Source organism: Pseudarthrobacter sp. LMD1-1-1.1, assembly GCF_040676255.1.
GTDB lineage: Bacteria > Actinomycetota > Actinomycetes > Actinomycetales > Micrococcaceae > Arthrobacter.
Genome location: NZ_JBEGHP010000012.1, coordinates 922,514 through 938,599 on the forward strand (window position 1 = coordinate 922,514; position 16,086 = coordinate 938,599).

Consider the following 16,086-nt stretch of genomic DNA (forward strand, 5'->3'; position numbering starts at 1 on the left):
AGTTCATGGACTACACCGGAAGCCAGTCGGAGAAGGTCGTTCACGCCGGTGAACTGGGCCGCAGCCATATTGGGCAGACAATCAGCTTCCAGCCGAACGAGTTCACCGTCGTCTTCGGGAAGCTCGCAGGCATCGCACGGACGGAAGCCATGGTCTACCTGTCCCTGGCGGGAGTGGGAAACGGCACCCACCTGAAGGACGAATACGATCTGCCCGTAACCCATGAGGTTTACGTGCCGGTGGACGTCATTTCCAACGCGGAATCCACCATCAAGGACCTGTTCGGAAAGGTCCAGGAGAACCTCCGCGGGGCCGGCCACAAGGGCGGCGAGGACCGGACGGACCGGCTGTAGCCTGGGGAAAGCGACAAAGGGAAGGCCGGCACATTCGTGCCGGCCTTCCCTTTGTCTTCCAGCTGCATACCTTCCCGGCTACGCCGCGGGAACGAACCTCAGGGCAGAGTTCCACTGGAACTGCGGCAGCTGCTCATTGGCTGAGAGCAGGATGTTCAGGAAACCGGTCTGTTCCAGCTGCCGTGCGCGGCGGAGCGGTCCCACCATGATGGGGGTCAGGCCGGCGGCAGAAGCGAAGGCGGCCACGGCGGCGACAGCGTCGTCATCGTCGCCGGCAACCAGGACGTCCAGCGGCTGGCCGGCCACCTTGCCCGCACCCAATGCGGCGGCGAAGGTGGTGTTGAACGCCTTGACCACTTTGGCTCCGGTGGTCTTCTGCAGTTCTTCCGCGGCGGAGCTGCCGGCGGGAACGGAGAGGCCTTCAAAGGTGGAGAAGTCCACCGGGTTGGTGATGTCCACATACACCTTGCCGTCGAGGCTGTCGCCGTAGCGGGCCACGATGTCCTTGGCGGCGTCGAAGTATACCGCCGGAATGACGATGGAACCGGTGATGGCGTCGCCCAGCACGCCCGTGCTCACCTGGCCTGTGAATTCCGCGGCCAGGGCGTCGGCCTTGGCCTTGTCCCCGTGGGCCAGGATCTGGACACTGTTGCCTCCGGCGACGGCGCGGGCTGCAAGTCCGCGGGCCATGTTGCCGGTGCCAATGATGGTGATGTCAGTCATGATGTTCTTCTTTCCAAAGAGGCGGGATAGGAAATTCACTGCAGTCCTTCGTTGAAATGCCCTTACTTGAAGCTTCAACTACAGCAGTTGCCGTTCTATTCCGCCGACCGGCAATTAAACCCAAACGGACGACGGCGGGAGGTCCCGCCGTCGTCCGCGTCACCGGATGGAGCCTGCCGCATCAGCGGCACGTTGCCTCAGTACGCCTTGACGCGCTGCTCCACGATGAGGTGGATAAGGGCAAACATCCCGTCATCGTCGATGGCCGCCAACGCTGCATCCAGGGCGGCCGGCACGTCCCGGTCCTCCGTGACGGTGATGCCGAAGCCGCCGAAAGCCCTGGCCATCAGCGCAAAATCCGGGTTCTTCAACTGCGTTCCGGACACGCGCTGCGGGTAGTGCCGTTCCTGGTGCGTGCGGATGGTGCCGTACTCCTGGTTGTCCATGACCACCACCAGGGGCGTTGCACCGTACTGGGCGGCGGTGGCGAGTTCCTGCCCGTTCATGAGGAACTCGCCGTCCCCCGCGATGGTCACCACCCGCCGCGCGGGCTCAGCCAGGGAAGCGGCGATCGCGGACGGTACTGAGTACCCCATGGAGCCGTTGCGGGCGCTGATCATGGACGCGTACCGGCGGGTGGGGAAATACCGGTGGGCCCAGTTGGTGTGTTCCCCGGCCCCGAACGTCACCATCGCGTCCCCGGGAAGACGGGGCACCAGGTTGGCCATCAGGGTGTCCATCCTCGCCTGGCCCGGAGCCGGCACCGCGGAAGGGAGCGCCGCGAAGCTTTCCTGCTCTCCCCGCATCCTCGCCGTCCAGTCCTTCCACTCCTCCTTGACCGGCAGGTCAATGCCCGCCAGGTCGCGGACGAACGCGTCCGGTTTGGCCAGGATCTGCCGTGACACGGGTCCGGACCGCCCCCGCAGCGACGGGTCCGCCGTCACCAGGAAGTTCTTCTTGCTCCAGTCCTGGCGGCACACGAATCCGTCAGTGATCACATCTCCCGGCACCGTGCCCACGAACACCAGGAGGTCGGTCTCCTCCAGGAGGTCATACGTGGGGCGCGGCCGGCCGTACCCGATGGGCCCCACGTAGGACGGCGAATCAAAGGACACCGTCCCCTGCGTGCGCCATTCCGCGGCGGCCGGGATGTGGTGCCGCTCCAGCCAGGCGGTGAGCTGCCCGGCTGCCTCCTGCGTCCAGTCGTTGCCGCCGGTGACGAAGAGCGGCTTGCTGGACTCGGCCAGGGCCGCCTTCAGCGCCGCGGAGTCCGTACCGCTCAGGCCCCCAGCGGCTACGGGTATGGCGGGGTGGAGAACCGGGCTGACCTGCTGCCGGATCACGTCCTCCGGCAAGCCGACAACCACGGGCCCGGGCCGTCCGCTCATCGCCGCAAACATGGCCTCGGCCACGATTTCGGAGGCCCGCTCCGGATGGTCCAGGACCATGACGCGCTTGGCGCCGGTATCGAACCAGGACTTGATGTCGAATTCCTGGAACGCTTCACGGTCCCGGTGGGCAAACGGGATCAGGCCCACGAAGAGCAGCATGGGGGTGGAGTCCTGCCAGGCGGTGTGCAGGCCCACATGCGCGTTCGCGGCCCCCGGCCCCCGGGTGACCATCGCGACGCCCGGGCGCTGCTGCATCTTGCCGTCCGCCTCCGCCATGTACGCAGCGCCGCCCTCATGCCGGCAGACGATGGTTTCGATGCTGGACTGGTGCAGGCCGTCCAGCACGTCGAGGAAGCTCTCGCCGGGAACCACGTAGGTGCGTTCCACGCCGTGGGCCACCAGCGAATCGACGATGACGTGCCCGGCGGATTTGAGGGCGGGCGCCACACGGTCCTGGTGGTGGACGACGGCGGCGGGCTGGGGACGGGAGGTGGTCAGGGTGGGCTGCGGCTCTGGTGTCATGGTCTTTCTTCAGCTCGGAGGGTTGCAGGCGTTGTGGTCAGGAAATGGGCGTCCGGTTGGCGATCACGGGTGCTTTGCCGGTGAAGCCTTCGCGGGTTTCGGCGATTTGGCGGATGCGGTGGCGGCAGGCGTACCAGCCGAGGACCATGAGGATGGAGGCGATGGCGGTGACGAGCATGGTCAGGGGTGAGTCGATGAAGACCATGATGAGGACGCCGACGAGGAAGAGCAGGGAGAGGTAGCCGGTGTAGGGGGCGCCGAACATGCGGAAGGAGGGGCGTTCGACCCAGCCTTTGTCGGCCCAGCGTTTGAGCTGGATTTGGCAGAGGACGATGGTGGCCCAGGTCATGATGATGCCGACGGAGGCGATGTTCAGGACGATTTCGAAGGCTTCGGCCGGGACGAGGTAGTTCAGCGGGACCCCGAGGAGGGAGACGACGGCGGTGATGGCGATGCCGCCGTAGGGGACCCCTGCTTTGTTCATGCGGGAGGCGAATTTGGGGGCGGAGCCGTTGACGGACATGGAGCGCAGGATCCGGCCGGTGGAGTAGAGCCCGGCGTTCAGGGAGGACAGGGCGGCGGTGAGGACCACGAGGTTCATGATGACGTCCACGCCCTGGACGCCGATGGAGCCGAAGAACGTCACGAAGGGGCTGACGCCTTTTTGGTAGGAGGTGAAGGGCAGCAGCAGGGCCAGGAGGATCACGGAGCCGACGTAGAACACGGCGATGCGGAAGACCACGGAGTTGATGGCCTTGGGCATGATTTTTTCGGGGTTTTCGGTTTCGCCTGCGGCGGTGCCGACGAGTTCGATGGAGGCGTAGGCGAACAGGACGCCCTGCATGAGGATGATCATGGGCAGCAGGCCGTTGGGGAAGATCCCGCCGTTATCGGACAGGAGGCTGATGCCGACCTGCTGGCCGTCCACGGGGGTACCGAAGATGACGAAGTAGGTGCCGATGATGAGGAACGCGACGAGGGCGGCGACCTTGATCAGGGCGAACCAGAATTCCATTTCGCCGAAGACTTTCACGGAGACCAGGTTCAGGGCCAGGACCACGACGAGGGCGGTCAGCGCCCACGCCCACTGCGGGACATCGGCCATCCAGGGGACGTAGTTGCCGAAGAAGTGCATGTAGAGGGCGGCGGCGGTGATGTCCACGATGGTGGTGGTGGCCCAGTTGATCCAGTAAAACCAGCCGGAGACGAACGCGGCTTTCTCGCCGAAGAATTCACGGGCGTAGGAAACGAACGAGCCCGAGGAAGGCCGGTGCAGGACCAGTTCGCCCAGGGCGCGCAGGATCAGGAACGCGAAGAACCCGCACACCGCGTACGCGATGACCAGGGACGGGCCCGCGGCGTTGAGCCGGCCGCCGGCGCCCAGGAACAGGCCGGTACCGATCGCACCGCCAATCGCGATCATCTGGATCTGCCGCGGCTTCAGGTTCTTGTGGTAACCCTTGTCCTCCGCGTGCAGGGAAGTCTCGGACGCATGCGCGTGACCACCGTCAATAACGTGGTCGAACTCAACCTCTTCATTGGGGTTGTTGGGCATGGGTATTCCTTTCGATCCGGAAAAGATCTTGCTGGATGGGGGAAACTTAGAAGACTGACCAGCCGGTGCGGTCGGAGAGGTCGGCCAGGGCGGCGGTGCCGGCAAGGGAATTGCCCTTGGCGTCCAGCCGGGGACTCCAGACGCAGATGGCGCACTGCCCCGGGACGATCACCAGGATCCCGCCGCCTACTCCGCTCTTGCCGGGCAGGCCCACCCGGTATGCGAATTCGCCGGCGGCGTCATACATGCCGCAGGTCAGCATGATGGAGCCGATCCGCTTGGCCTCGCTGGGGGACAGCACCCTGCCGGTTGATCCCTGGCCGTCGTTGGCAAGGAACAGGCCGGCACGGGCCAGCTGGACGCAGGTCATCATGATGGAGCACTGGCGGACGTAGTTCTCCACCACGACGGCGGCGGGCTGGGTGAGGTTGGCAAAATCCTTGAGGAAGTGCGCCAGGGCCAGGTTGCGGCTGCTGCCGGCCAGCTCACCGTCAGCAGCGGCTTCATCGATGAACGGTGCGTGGGAGCCTGGCTCCGCCTCATGGCTCCCCGCTTGTTCGGTGAGGAACCGCAGGAGCTGCGTGGCGGCGTCGGGCGTCTCTTCCAGCAGGTGGTCGGTGACCACCAGGGCGCCGGCGTTGATGAACGGATTGCGCGGGATGCCCTTTTCGGCTTCCAACTGGACCAGTGAGTTGAAGGACGTTCCGGAGGGTTCGCGCAGCACCCGGGACCACAGGGCAGCGGACCTGCCGCCCTGCAGGGCCATGGCCAGGGTGAACACCTTGGAGATGCTTTGGATGGAAAAGGGAACGCCGGCGTCCCCGGAGCTGAAGACCTCGCCGGAGGTGGTGGCGACGGCGATGCCGAAGCGGTCGAACGGGACCGTGGCCAGGAAAGGGATGTTTCCGGGAACGCTGCCCGCGTTCTGCCTGGGCCGGTGGCGCCGGACGATGTCCTCAAGGAGGAGGCCCAGGGGCGGTGCGCTGAGTGTGGTGCTCATTTCCTGCCTGGATTGTCGGTGGAGGCGGCCCACTCCTGGAGATGGAGCAGGGCCACCAGTGAGTCGCGGGGGTTGCCGAAGTCCAGGCCGGTGACCCTGGCTGCTTTGGCAACGCGGTAATAGACGGTGTTTTTGTGCAGGTTCATGTGTTTGGCGCATTCGGAGACGTCGAAGCAGGCGTCGAAGTAGGCCTGCAGGGTTGCTGCGAGTTCGGCATCCTCCTGGAGCAGCGCCGCCATGCTGCGGTGCCGGAAGGGTGAGCCGTGGAAGTTCCGTACGGCCTCGCGGTAGAGGATTTCCGCCTCGAAATCGTCAACGGTGGCCACCGTGCCCGGCGTGGCGTTCCGCACGCAGGCCAGCAGTGCTTCAGTGATGCCGGTGACCCCGTGGATGGACAGCAGGTCCGGCGCCAACGGTCCGACGGCGGCGAAGGGAATGATGCCCAGGTGCTTGCGGGCATCCTTGACCACCGCTTCGGCAAGTGCCCTCAGCCCCGCCTCCGCCGTGCTGGACTGCAGGTCCGGCAGGATAATGGCCGTGTCACCGTTGAACTGGCCCACGACGGCGGATGCCTTGTACGCGGCGGCGTGAATGGAGGCCAGGTTGGCCAGTTCGCCGTGCTTGAGCGCGGCGTCGTCGGCCCGGGAGTCGGCGTCGGACATGCCGATCAGGAGCAGTGCCGCGGGACGCTCCGAGGGGATCTTTCCGCTGTGGGCGCTGGCGGCGGCCTCGGCGGGACCTGACAGGATCCGTGCCACCCGGTCCTCCCGCATGTGGACGGACTGCTGGTTGCGGTAGCGGATCAGTTCGGCGGAAACCCTGGCTGCGGATCCGGTGAGGACGTACTCCACGTCGGGCCCGAAGCCTTCTCCGGTCTCCTGGAGCCAGATGTAGCCCATGATCCGCTCCCCGGCGAAGAGCGCGATGGCCACCCGTTCACGCAGCCCGTCCTGGGGCCTCGCGGGGACGCGGACCGGCTGCCGGGTGCGGTGGAGTTCGCGGTAGGCACCCAGGTCCTTGAGCAGCAACTCGTACTTCCGCGGGCCACGGCGGGACAGGATGGACGCTTTGCGGAGCTCGTCGATGTCGTTGGTGACCGTGGAGTACGCCAGGACCTTGTTGGCCGCGTCCTCGATCAGCACGTGGCTGGAGGTGAGCCTGGCCGTGGTCTGGGCGATGGCGAACAGGTCTTCCTCAAGCAGGGTGAGGACTTCGCTCTCGTAGCTGCGCGGCTGGATCCGGTCCTTTGCGATGGACAGCAGGCGGTCCCAGTCGGCGGCGGGATCAACCAGGAGGAGGCCCGAGCCCGCTGCCTGCAGGAGTTCTTCCGCTTCGGCGAGGTCTTCGCGGTTGCCCTTGACGGCTACCACCGGGGGCGGGTCCTTCAGGAGCCGCCGGAGCGTCGGCAGGGCCGAACGGCCGCGGACACCGATGAGCAGGACAAACGCGCCGGCAGCCTGGACGGACTCGTCGTCGGCGTCGACAATAAGGAACCGTTCAATGGCCGGCGCCGAGGGGGCTGGACGGAGGATGAGGCTGGCGAAGCCGAGGGGGAGATCCGAGAGGATGTCATCCACCGTAACCGCGGCCATGGGTTTTCCTTTTGCGTCGATCCCGCCGGACGGCCTGTCCGGTCACCTCATGCTATCCAGCGGCGGCCGTCCTGATTATGGGCTCAGTCCCAAACGCGGGGACGGTTTTTTGGTTTGCAGCCCGAGGCGAAGGCCGGCTGCGCGGGACGAGCCCGGGCAGCAACGGCAAAGGCGGGCCAGCGTATGCTGGCCCGCCTTGGGTGCGGTGTGGCAGATGGCTTGCCCGTGCGCTCGATCTGCAGCTAGATCCAGGCCGGGGCCGGGGGCGCGGGGGTGACCGATCCGCCGTCGTGCTGTGCCGTGGTGCCGTCCGTACCGCGGCCGGTGGCCCACTGTGCAATGGCGGCCAGGGAGCCTGACACCACGGTGGGGGAGGCGGCTGCCGTGTCACCGAAGACCAGCGCAGAGGGTTGGCCGGTGACCTTGACCACGAGGTCCTTGTCCGTGCCGCGGGTGTGCCAGGCGCCGGTGATGTCCGTGAGGAGCCGTTCCATGACGGGCGCGGGGATGTCCTGGAAGGTGGCCCCGTTGTCCAGGTCAACGGCGTGCACCCACACTTCCCTGGTGCGCATCCAGACGGTTTCTTCGGCGGGGACGGTTCTGCCCTGGACGGTCTTGACCTTGTGGTGCCAGTTGTCGGCGGGCAGGTCGCGCCACTCGACGTTCAGGTGCACGGCGGAGTGGTCGAACAGGTTCCGCAGCGCGATGGGACTGAGCGTGGCGCCGAAGTCGATCTCGTGGTTGCGGACCTCCACCGAGGGGTACATGGGGGTCTCCACGCCGGTGGCTGCCCATTCGACCAGCCGTGCCACGGCCCGCGCGTTGTAGCCCACGTGGGCCACAACGTGCCGGCGGGTCCAGCCCGGCAGCAGCGAGTCCCCGTCCAGTTCCGCGTCCGTGAGCTCGTTGAGCTTGCGGGCGAAGAACGCGGTGCCGCGCCGGGCCTGCAGGAGCCCGTCGAGCAGGACGGGATCGGTGGTCTGGTCGTGCCGGGCAACCATCAGGCTTCCTTGACCACGCGGTTGGTCAGCTGGCCCAGGCCCTCGATGGTGGTGACCAGGACCTGGCCCTCCTGCAGGTAGCGCTTGGGGTCCTGGGCGTGGCCCACTCCGCCGGGGGTGCCGGTGGCGATCACGTCGCCCGGGTTCAGGGTGATGATGGTGGAGATGTAGGAGACCAGGAACTCAGGGGTGAACACCAGGTCCGAGGTGGGGGTGGACTGCTGGACTTCGCCGTCCACGGCGGAGGTCATCAGCGGGCCGGCGGTGAACTCGTCCTTGGTGACCAGGGCAGGCCCGAACGGGGTGGACTTCTCCCAGGTCTTGCCCTGCAGCCACTGGATGGTCCGGAACTGGTAGTCGCGCATGGAGACGTCGTTGAGCACGGAGTACCCGGCGATGTGCTCAGCGGCTTCGGATTCGGGGATGCGGCGGCCGGCCTTGCCGATGACGACTGCGAGTTCGGCTTCCCAGTCCACGGTGTCCGATTCCTGCGGCAGGGCCAGGTCGTCGTTGGGGCCGATCAGGGATTCGGCGTATTTGGCGAACAGGGTGGGGTGCTCGGGAACCTCCCGGCCCATTTCCTTGATGTGGTTGCGGTAGTTGTGGCCCACGCAGATGATCTTGCCGGGGGAGGGCACGACGGCGGCGAGGTCGGCGCCGTCCACTGGGTGCGTTGCGCCGTTGGCCGCCTTGGCGGTGGTTTCCCAGCTGGGGTCCTTCAGCAGGGCCCCGACGTCGGAGAAGCCCGGGATCTCGGTGAGGGTGTCGCCGTCCTGGCGGACCGCCTTGGTGCCGTCAGCGGTGCGGAGGGTGAGGAGTTTCATTACTTGGTGCGTCCTTCGATGTAGGTGCGGTTGAAGTTCAGGCGCTCAAAGATGGGTGCGTCGCTAAACCGGAACAAATCAAACTCGGATTCGGCCTGCAGGGACCAGGCGGCCCAGGACGGGACCACGAACAGGTCGCCCTTGGCCAGGACCCTGGTTTCGCCGTTGAGCGTCACGGTGCCGGTGCCGTCGAAGACCTGCCAGACGCTGGAGCCCACCTCGCGGACGGTCTCGGTCCAGGCGCCGGCCCGCAGACGGTGGAACTCCGCGCGGATGGTGGGCATGACATCCCCGCCGGTGGTGGGGTTGCTGTACCGGATGGCTGCGTGGCCCTGGGACACGGTGGCGGGGTGGCCCTCGTCCTCCAGGAGCAGCTGCTCGCGCAGGGCGGCGTCGGTGTACTTCCACCGGTAGGCGGCGATGGGGGAGTTGGTGGTGTTCTCCAGTCCGGAGAGCGGGCGCAGGCCGGGGTGGGCCCAGAGCCGCTCGGAGCGGGAGATGTCCGGCGTGGCCTCGTCCGTGACGCGTTCGGTGCCGAATTCGAAGAACCCGGCGTCGGCGTAGTGGACGAACGGGATGTCCAGGCCGTCGATCCAGGCCATGGGCTCATCGGTGTCGTTGTGGTGGCCATGGAAGTTCCAGCCCGGGGTGAGCAGGAAGTCGCCGCGGGACATGCGTACGGGATCGCCGTTCACCACGGTCCACACGCCTTCGCCTTCGACGACGAAGCGGAAGGCGTTCTGGGAGTGGCGGTGCTCGGGGGCGGTTTCGCGGCCGCCCAGGTACTGGATGGCGGCCCAGAGGGTCGGGGTGGCGTACGGGGTCCCGGCCAGGCCGGGGTTGGCCAGGGCGATGGCCCGCCGTTCCCCGCCGCGGCCCACGGGTACCAGGTCGCCGGCGCGGGCGGCGAGCGGGTACAGGTCATCCCACCGCCATACGTGCGGTACCGCCTTGGGGGACGGGACCATGGGCATCAGGTCCGCGATCTCCGTCCACAGGGGAATCAGGTTTTCCTTGTTGAAGTCCTTGTACAGCTGCTCGAGCTGGGCAGCCTCCTCGGGGGTGGGCTCGGGAACATGGTGTTCCTGTGCCACGGATTCGTGCGTTTGGTTTTCAGCGCTGATCGACACTGGCCTTCTCCTTGCGTGCGGACTGACTGCGACGTGGATTCGACCCTAAGGAATGAGCGCTGTGATCCCCAGCATATTCTGTAGAGCAGAAAGAGCTGCCAGTCGTGGTCAGCCGCCCGCGCCGCCGTCGGCCGGATTGGCCGCGATGTCCATCTCCAGTTGGCGCCGGGTTTCCATCATCACGCCCACCAGCCCTGCGTCGAACAGTGGCCGGAACCTGGCCACCGGAGTGGCGACGCTCAAGGCGCCCACCACCATGCCCTTGCCGTTGTGCAGCGCCATCCCGAAGGCGCTGATGCCCTCCTCGGTGCCCTCGAAGTTGGCAGCGAATCCGTTGGCCCGCACCGACTCAAGTTCGCGCAGGAATGCCGGGTACTCGGCGTCGGGAATGTAGTCGCCGGCCAGCTCCGCGTTGGGGCTGCGGAACAGCTGTTCCAGCGCGGCCGGTTCCAGCTCCGCCAGGATGGCCTTACCGCCCGACGCCTTGTGCGCCGGCAGCAACGTGCCCTGCCGGTCACCCACACGCAGGATATTCGAGCTTTCCACCGTGTCCAGGAAGCGGACCTTGGTGCCCACCCGGATCATCAGGTTGACGGTCTCGTTGGTGCGGGCGCACAGGACTTCCATGTGGGGCCGGGAGATGTCGCGCAGCTGCCGGGTCCAGCTGAACCCGGCAGGGCCGGCGCCCATCGCCGGGCCCGGCACGTACCGGCGCGTTTCGTCCTGCACCGCGAAGCCGCGGTAGACCAGCATGGCAAGCAACCGGTGGGCGGTGGACGGGGCAACGCCCAGCTCCGCCGCGGCGTCCTTGAGCCGCAGGCTGCCCACGTCCCGCAGGAGCTGCAGCAGCTGCAGGGCGTTGTCCACCGCCTCAATGGAGTAGGTGGGCTTCCGCCGGGCCGGAAGATTCTGCATAACAGAATCTTATGTGCGGAGCGGTATGGCTGCCAGCACAGTGGTGGGATGAATCACACAACTTCCGCTGCAGCGCCGCAGCGCACGGCCGCCCCCGCCCCGGGCGCCGGCCGTACCGGGTTTCCCCGGCGTTCCGTGCTTGCCGTCCTGGTGTGCTGGCTGCTGGTCGTTTTCGACGGCTATGACCTGATCGTCTATGGGACGGTCCAGGGCTCGCTCATCAGCGATACCGGCTGGGGCCTGACCAAGGCCACCGCCGGCACCATCGGGTCGATGGCCTTCATCGGCATGATGATCGGAGCGGTCTTCGCAGGCCGCATGTCCGATACCTGGGGCCGCCGGCGCACCATCATCGGCTGCGCCGTCGTGTTCTCCCTCTTCACCATCCTCTGCGCCTTTGCCCCCAACGCGCCCGTCTTCGGCGGCCTGCGTCTCCTGGCAGGCATTGGCCTGGGCGGCCTGGTGCCGTCGGCCAATGCCCTGGTGGCAGAACTCGTTCCCGAAAAGTGGCGGTCCACCATCGCCACCCTGATGATGTCCGGCGTCCCCATCGGCGGTTCCATCGCCGCCCTCGTCGGCATTCCGCTGATCCCGGCCTTCGGCTGGCCGGTCATGTTCCTGGTCGCCGTCGTCGCCCTGGTGGTGGTCATCCCGCTGGGCATCCGCTACCTGCCGGAGACGCTGGCACCCGGCTCCAAGGGCGCAGCCCAGGGCAGCACCGCCAAGGACGCCGTCGGGTTCGGATCCCTGCTCCGTGCGCCCTACCTCGGCACCAGCCTGTTGTTCGCCATCGGCACCCTGGTGACCCTCTTCGCCTGGTACGGGTTGGGCACCTGGCTGCCCAACCTCATGCAGCTGGCAGGCTACAACCTCGGGTCCGCCCTGACGTTCGCCCTGGCCCTCAACCTGGGCGCGGTGGCGGGCTCGGTGCTCACCGCCTGGGCCGGCACCCGGTTCGGCCCCATTCCCACCGCCATCGCGGCAGCGGCCGTGGCCGCCATCGGATTGCTGGTCCTGGTGACCGGGCCGCCGGTCGCCGTCGTCTACCTCATGCTGGTGCTCGCCGGCGTGGGCACGCACGGCACCCAGTGCCTGATCATCGCAGCCGTGGCAAGCCACTACCCGGCACACCTGCGCGGCACCGCCCTTGGCTGGGCGCTCGGGGTGGGCCGGATCGGGGCTGTAGCCGCCCCGCAGGCCGGCGGGCTCCTGCTCGCGGCGGGGCTGGGCGTCAACTCGAACTTCCTGGCATTTGCCGGAGCAGCCGCAGCAGCAGCAGTCCTGCTCGCAGCCGTCGGTACCAAAATCAAGAAATCAACAGCAGTAGGAGTTTCCAATGTCTAACGTCAAAGCGTCCACCGACGTCCTGGTAGTAGGCGGCGGCATGGCCGGACTTGCCGGAGCGCTGGCGCTTCGCGAAAACGGCGCCGACGTCACCCTGGTAGAAGTGGCACCCGCCTTCGGCGAAGTCGGCGCCGGCCTGCAGATGGCCCCCAACGCTTCCCGCGTCCTCAAGCGCTGGGGCCTGCTGGAGAAGGCGCTGGAAATCGGCGTCCAGCCCAAGCACCTGGTGTTCCGCGACGCCATCACCGGCGAGGAACTCACCCGCCAGAGCCTGGGCGGCGAGTTCGAGGAACGTTACGGCGCCCCCTACGTGGTGATCCACCGCAGCGACCTGCACCGGATCCTGCTCGAAGCGTGCCAGGAAGCCGGCGTCACTTTGGTGAACGACGTCCTGGTGCAGAAGGTGGAGACCGACGGCGACCGCGCCCGCGCCTACACCGCCAAGGGTGAGGTGTTCGAGGCTGACGCCATCCTGGCAGCGGACGGGCTGAAGTCCACCCTCCGCGCCACCGTTGCCAACGACGGCCCCGTCAACTCCGCCTACGTGGCGTACCGCGGCACCGTGCCCATCACCGAGGAAACCCCCGCCGCGGACCTGGAGGACGTCATCGTCTACCTCGGCCCGAACTGCCACCTGGTCCAGTACCCGCTCCGCAAGGGCCAGCTGCTCAACACCGTGGCAGTGTTCAAGTCCCCGTCGTTCGAGCGCGGCGAAGAGCAGTACGGCGGCGTGGACGAACTCCAGGCGGCCTACAAGGACTGCGTCCCCGCCGTGCAGGAAGCCCTGAAGAACCTGGCCACCGGCATCCGCTGGCCCATGTACGACCGCAACCCGATCGAGAACTGGGTCTCCGGCCGCATGGCACTGATCGGCGATGCCGCCCACCCGATGCTGCAGTACCTGGCCCAGGGCGCCTGCCAGGCACTCGAGGATGCTGCTGTGCTGCAGGACGCCGCGCAGCACAAGGTCTTCACGCCCGAAGGCATCGACGCCGGTGCATGGGAGGATGCCTTCCGCGAGTTCAACGAAACACGGGCGGCGCGCACCGCCCGTGTCCAGCGCACCGCCCGGATCTGGGGCGAGTCCTGGCATGTGGACGGCGTGGCACGCGTCCTGCGGAACATACTGTTCAAGAGCCGTGGCGACAACAACTTCCAGTACAACGACTGGTTGTACGGCCGCAACGTGCCCGGTGCCCCGGCCGAGGTTCCTGCCGGCACCAAGCTGGTGGAAGCCTAAGCACCGCGAGCCAAGGCGGGCGTACGACGGCGGGTGGCTCCCGGCGTCGTGCGCCCGCCTTTTTGGTTGCAAGGGAAGGCGCTGGAATAGATCAACAAAGTTGAATGTTCAACCAATATGGACTTTGGCATTTTTACTTTTGGCGAACTGTCCCGCAACGGACAAACCGGGCTGGCCCAGTCGCCGCAGCAGCGGCTGGAAGAGATCATTGGGCTGGCCAAGCTGGCCGACCAGGCGGGCATCAGCTTCCTGGGCCTGGGCGAGCACCACCGCAGCGACTTCGCCTTGTCCGCCCCCGAAATGGTGCTGGCCGCGGTTGCCCGCGAGACCACCAACCTGAGGCTGGGCACCGCCGTTACCGTCCTCTCCACCCAGGACCCGGTGCGGCTCTTCGAACAGTTCGCCACCCTGGACCTCATATCCGGCGGCCGCGCCGAGATCATCGCCGGGCGCGGCGCGTTCATCGAGTCCTACCCACTGTTCGGCTACGACACCGCCGATTACGACGCCCTCTTCGACGAAAAGCTGCGCATGCTGCTGGAGCTTCGGGACAACGCCACCCTGACGTGGCAGGGCACATTGACCCAGACAATCCCCGGCATGGACATTGCCCCGCGGCCGCTGCAGGAACAGCTTCCCGTCTGGGTGGGAGTGGGTGGCACGCCGGCCAGCTTTGCCCGCGCCGGTCGCCTGGGCCTGCCCTTGTTTGTCGCGCTGCTGTCCGGACCCGAAAGGTTCCGCCGCCTGGTGGAGCTGTACCGGCACACCGCTGCCGAGGCCGGGCATGACGCCGCCGCCCTGCCGGTGGGTGCCGGCGGCCACTTCTACGTGGCGCCCACCTCCCAGCAGGCACGCGATACCTTCTATCCCTATTACCGGGCATATTTCGAACAGAACATGCCCCGGCCCGTGGACCATTTCCCGCGTTCAACCTTCGATGACTGGTCCGAACCCGGCGGCGGCCTGCTGGTGGGGAGCCCGCAGCAGGTGGTGGAGAAGATCCTGGCTATCCACGAGGCCTTGGGCACCAGCCGGTACATGGCCCAGATCGGACTGGGCGGGCTGCCGTTCGCCGAAACGGCGCGTTCCATCGAGCTGCTCGCCACCGAGATCATGCCCGCAGTCAACCGGGAAATCGGGGCCCCGGCCCCCGCCTGACCCAAGCCATTTCCACCACCAACACCGAGGACACGATATGCACGCACCGTTCGCCGAACCCACCGTCGCCTGGCAGAGCCCCGACGATCCCAACCGCCCGCTCGTGGTGCTGCTGCACGGGCGCGGATCGGATGAATCGGGAATCATCGGACTGGCCAACCACCTTCCCGCCGGCCCCTCCTACGCAGCTGTCCGGGCGCCGATCCCGGCAGGGGGCGGGTTCGCCTGGTTCGCGAACCGGGGGACAGGCCGGCCCGTCGCCGAGTCGCTGGCCCAAACTATGGAATGGTTCCGGACCTGGCTGGAGCCGATCGCGCCGGAAGGACGGCCGGTGATCCTGGTTGGCTTCAGTGGCGGTGCGGCGTTCGCCGGCGGGCTGCTGCTGGCTGATCCGCAGCGTTTCGCGGGCACCGCCGTCCTTTACGGGACGCTGCCGTTCGAGGCTGGCGTCCCGACGTCGCCCGACCGGCTTGCCGGCGCCCCGGTGTTCCTGGCCCACGGTGAAGCTGACACCGTCATCCCGGCTGACCTGCTGGGCCGCACGTGGGACTACCTCCTGGGCGCTTCCGGGGCGGACACGCACGCCCGCAAGGACCCGGGCGGACACGCCCTCACCGCGGAAACCGCCGCCGAACTTGGTGCGTGGATCACCGAACGGGCCTAGCTTCCCCTGCCCTGGTCAGCCTTCGTCGCAGAGCAGGTGGTACCAGCTGTCAGCCAGTACTTCCAGTGCGTGCTCGCGGTTTGGTTCCATCTTGCGGCGGGTCCACAGCGTGGCCACGTAGTCGAGTTGAGTGAAGGCCAGGGTGCCGCGGATGTGGCGGGTTTCCGCGGCAAAGCGCCCGGCGAGCTGCATGCCGCGGACCATGTCCGTGATGACTTCCTCATGCCAGCGTTCCACCATGGTGCGCACCTCGGGGTCCACTGCCGCGGCCTCGTCCAGGACATCCAGGTAGGGGCGGAAGACCGGCCACAGCGCTGCCCGGGATTCCAGCCAGGACAGGATGCCGGCCAGCTTGCCGTCCCGCACCACCTGCACCAGGTCCGGAGCGGTTGATCCGCTGTCGGGTCCGTCGGCGCGCTCCAGGACCGCGTTAACCCGGGCCATGAAATCCCGCATCAAGTCTGCGCGGGTGGGGTAGTACGCGTAAAAGGTCACACGGGTGGTTCCGGCTGACGCGGCGATTTCATCAATGGTGGTCGCGGCGTAGCCCTTTTTGGTGAAAAGCTCCAGCGCCCGTTCCACGATGGTGTCCCGGGTGAGCTGCTTCTGGGCTTCGCGCAGCGATGGCATAGCGTCAATCCTAACGTGGAGTCCGGGCGCTGGAACCGGAGGTG

At 67.1% G+C, this 16,086-nt stretch carries 15 protein-coding genes; 5 read left to right on the top strand and 10 right to left on the bottom strand.

Annotated features, from left to right (window positions below):
- Nucleotides 1-5 precede the first annotated feature (5 nt).
- Nucleotides 6-353: a hypothetical protein gene (locus MRBLMD1_RS09930; protein WP_159633338.1), complete on the top strand. Its 348-nt coding sequence runs from the start codon at nucleotides 6-8 to the stop codon at nucleotides 351-353.
- A 78-nt stretch (nucleotides 354-431) separates the two neighbouring features.
- On the opposite strand, the gene MRBLMD1_RS09935 is transcribed toward MRBLMD1_RS09930, so the two are convergent.
- The 9 genes from MRBLMD1_RS09935 to MRBLMD1_RS09975 all read right to left on the bottom strand — a co-directional run bounded on the left by MRBLMD1_RS09935 (nucleotide 432) and on the right by MRBLMD1_RS09975 (nucleotide 11,006).
- The gene (locus MRBLMD1_RS09935; RefSeq protein WP_275180950.1) at nucleotides 432-1,076 is read right to left on the bottom strand and encodes an NADPH-dependent F420 reductase; all 645 of its coding nucleotides are present in this window, start codon (nucleotides 1,074-1,076) and stop codon (nucleotides 432-434) included.
- A 197-nt stretch (nucleotides 1,077-1,273) separates the two neighbouring features.
- Nucleotides 1,274-2,989 (bottom strand): thiamine pyrophosphate-dependent enzyme, encoded by a 1,716-nt coding sequence (locus MRBLMD1_RS09940; RefSeq protein ID WP_364399143.1) that lies wholly within the window; start codon nucleotides 2,987-2,989, stop codon nucleotides 1,274-1,276.
- 37 nt (nucleotides 2,990-3,026) lie between these two features.
- Nucleotides 3,027-4,544, bottom strand: coding sequence for an amino acid permease (locus MRBLMD1_RS09945; protein ID WP_364399145.1), 1,518 nt, complete (start codon nucleotides 4,542-4,544; stop codon nucleotides 3,027-3,029).
- Between the two features lie 46 nt (nucleotides 4,545-4,590).
- On the bottom strand, nucleotides 4,591-5,544 hold the full coding sequence (locus MRBLMD1_RS09950) for a glutaminase (RefSeq protein WP_159633078.1): 954 nt from the start codon (nucleotides 5,542-5,544) through the stop codon (nucleotides 4,591-4,593).
- Nucleotides 5,541-7,136, bottom strand: coding sequence for a PucR family transcriptional regulator (locus tag MRBLMD1_RS09955; protein WP_364399147.1), 1,596 nt, complete (start codon nucleotides 7,134-7,136; stop codon nucleotides 5,541-5,543). Before MRBLMD1_RS09955 ends, MRBLMD1_RS09950 begins: the two co-directional genes overlap by 4 nt.
- 242 nt (nucleotides 7,137-7,378) lie before the next feature.
- Nucleotides 7,379-8,137 carry a maleylpyruvate isomerase family mycothiol-dependent enzyme gene (locus MRBLMD1_RS09960; RefSeq protein WP_364399149.1) on the bottom strand — a complete coding sequence of 253 codons (759 nt, stop codon included), beginning with the start codon at nucleotides 8,135-8,137 and terminating at the stop codon, nucleotides 7,379-7,381.
- Nucleotides 8,137-8,961, bottom strand: coding sequence for a fumarylacetoacetate hydrolase family protein (locus MRBLMD1_RS09965; protein ID WP_364399151.1), 825 nt, complete (start codon nucleotides 8,959-8,961; stop codon nucleotides 8,137-8,139). Before MRBLMD1_RS09965 ends, MRBLMD1_RS09960 begins: the two co-directional genes overlap by 1 nt.
- Nucleotides 8,961-10,091 (bottom strand): cupin domain-containing protein, encoded by a 1,131-nt coding sequence (locus tag MRBLMD1_RS09970; RefSeq protein ID WP_364399153.1) that lies wholly within the window; start codon nucleotides 10,089-10,091, stop codon nucleotides 8,961-8,963. The genes MRBLMD1_RS09965 and MRBLMD1_RS09970 overlap by 1 nt, the downstream gene beginning before the upstream one ends.
- A gap of 108 nt (nucleotides 10,092-10,199) precedes the next feature.
- Nucleotides 10,200-11,006 carry an IclR family transcriptional regulator gene (locus MRBLMD1_RS09975; protein ID WP_224024831.1) on the bottom strand — a complete coding sequence of 269 codons (807 nt, stop codon included), beginning with the start codon at nucleotides 11,004-11,006 and terminating at the stop codon, nucleotides 10,200-10,202.
- A 48-nt stretch (nucleotides 11,007-11,054) separates the two neighbouring features.
- Between MRBLMD1_RS09975 and MRBLMD1_RS09980 the strand changes: the two genes are divergently transcribed.
- The 4 genes from MRBLMD1_RS09980 to MRBLMD1_RS09995 all read left to right on the top strand — a co-directional run bounded on the left by MRBLMD1_RS09980 (nucleotide 11,055) and on the right by MRBLMD1_RS09995 (nucleotide 15,412).
- Complete coding sequence (locus MRBLMD1_RS09980; protein ID WP_364399156.1) at nucleotides 11,055-12,350, top strand: MFS transporter; 1,296 nt, start codon at nucleotides 11,055-11,057, stop codon at nucleotides 12,348-12,350.
- The gene (locus MRBLMD1_RS09985) at nucleotides 12,343-13,590 is read left to right on the top strand and encodes an FAD-dependent oxidoreductase (protein ID WP_364399158.1); all 1,248 of its coding nucleotides are present in this window, start codon (nucleotides 12,343-12,345) and stop codon (nucleotides 13,588-13,590) included. The genes MRBLMD1_RS09980 and MRBLMD1_RS09985 overlap by 8 nt, the downstream gene beginning before the upstream one ends.
- Nucleotides 13,591-13,707: 117 nt before the next feature.
- Entirely contained in the window at nucleotides 13,708-14,748 is a 1,041-nt protein-coding gene (locus MRBLMD1_RS09990; protein ID WP_364399160.1) for an LLM class flavin-dependent oxidoreductase, read from the top strand.
- A gap of 37 nt (nucleotides 14,749-14,785) precedes the next feature.
- The gene (locus MRBLMD1_RS09995) at nucleotides 14,786-15,412 is read left to right on the top strand and encodes an alpha/beta hydrolase (protein WP_159633051.1); all 627 of its coding nucleotides are present in this window, start codon (nucleotides 14,786-14,788) and stop codon (nucleotides 15,410-15,412) included.
- A gap of 15 nt (nucleotides 15,413-15,427) precedes the next feature.
- Here the strand turns inward: MRBLMD1_RS09995 and MRBLMD1_RS10000 are convergent, their stop codons facing one another.
- The gene (locus MRBLMD1_RS10000) at nucleotides 15,428-16,042 is read right to left on the bottom strand and encodes a TetR/AcrR family transcriptional regulator (RefSeq protein ID WP_159633046.1); all 615 of its coding nucleotides are present in this window, start codon (nucleotides 16,040-16,042) and stop codon (nucleotides 15,428-15,430) included.
- Nucleotides 16,043-16,086 lie beyond the last annotated feature (44 nt).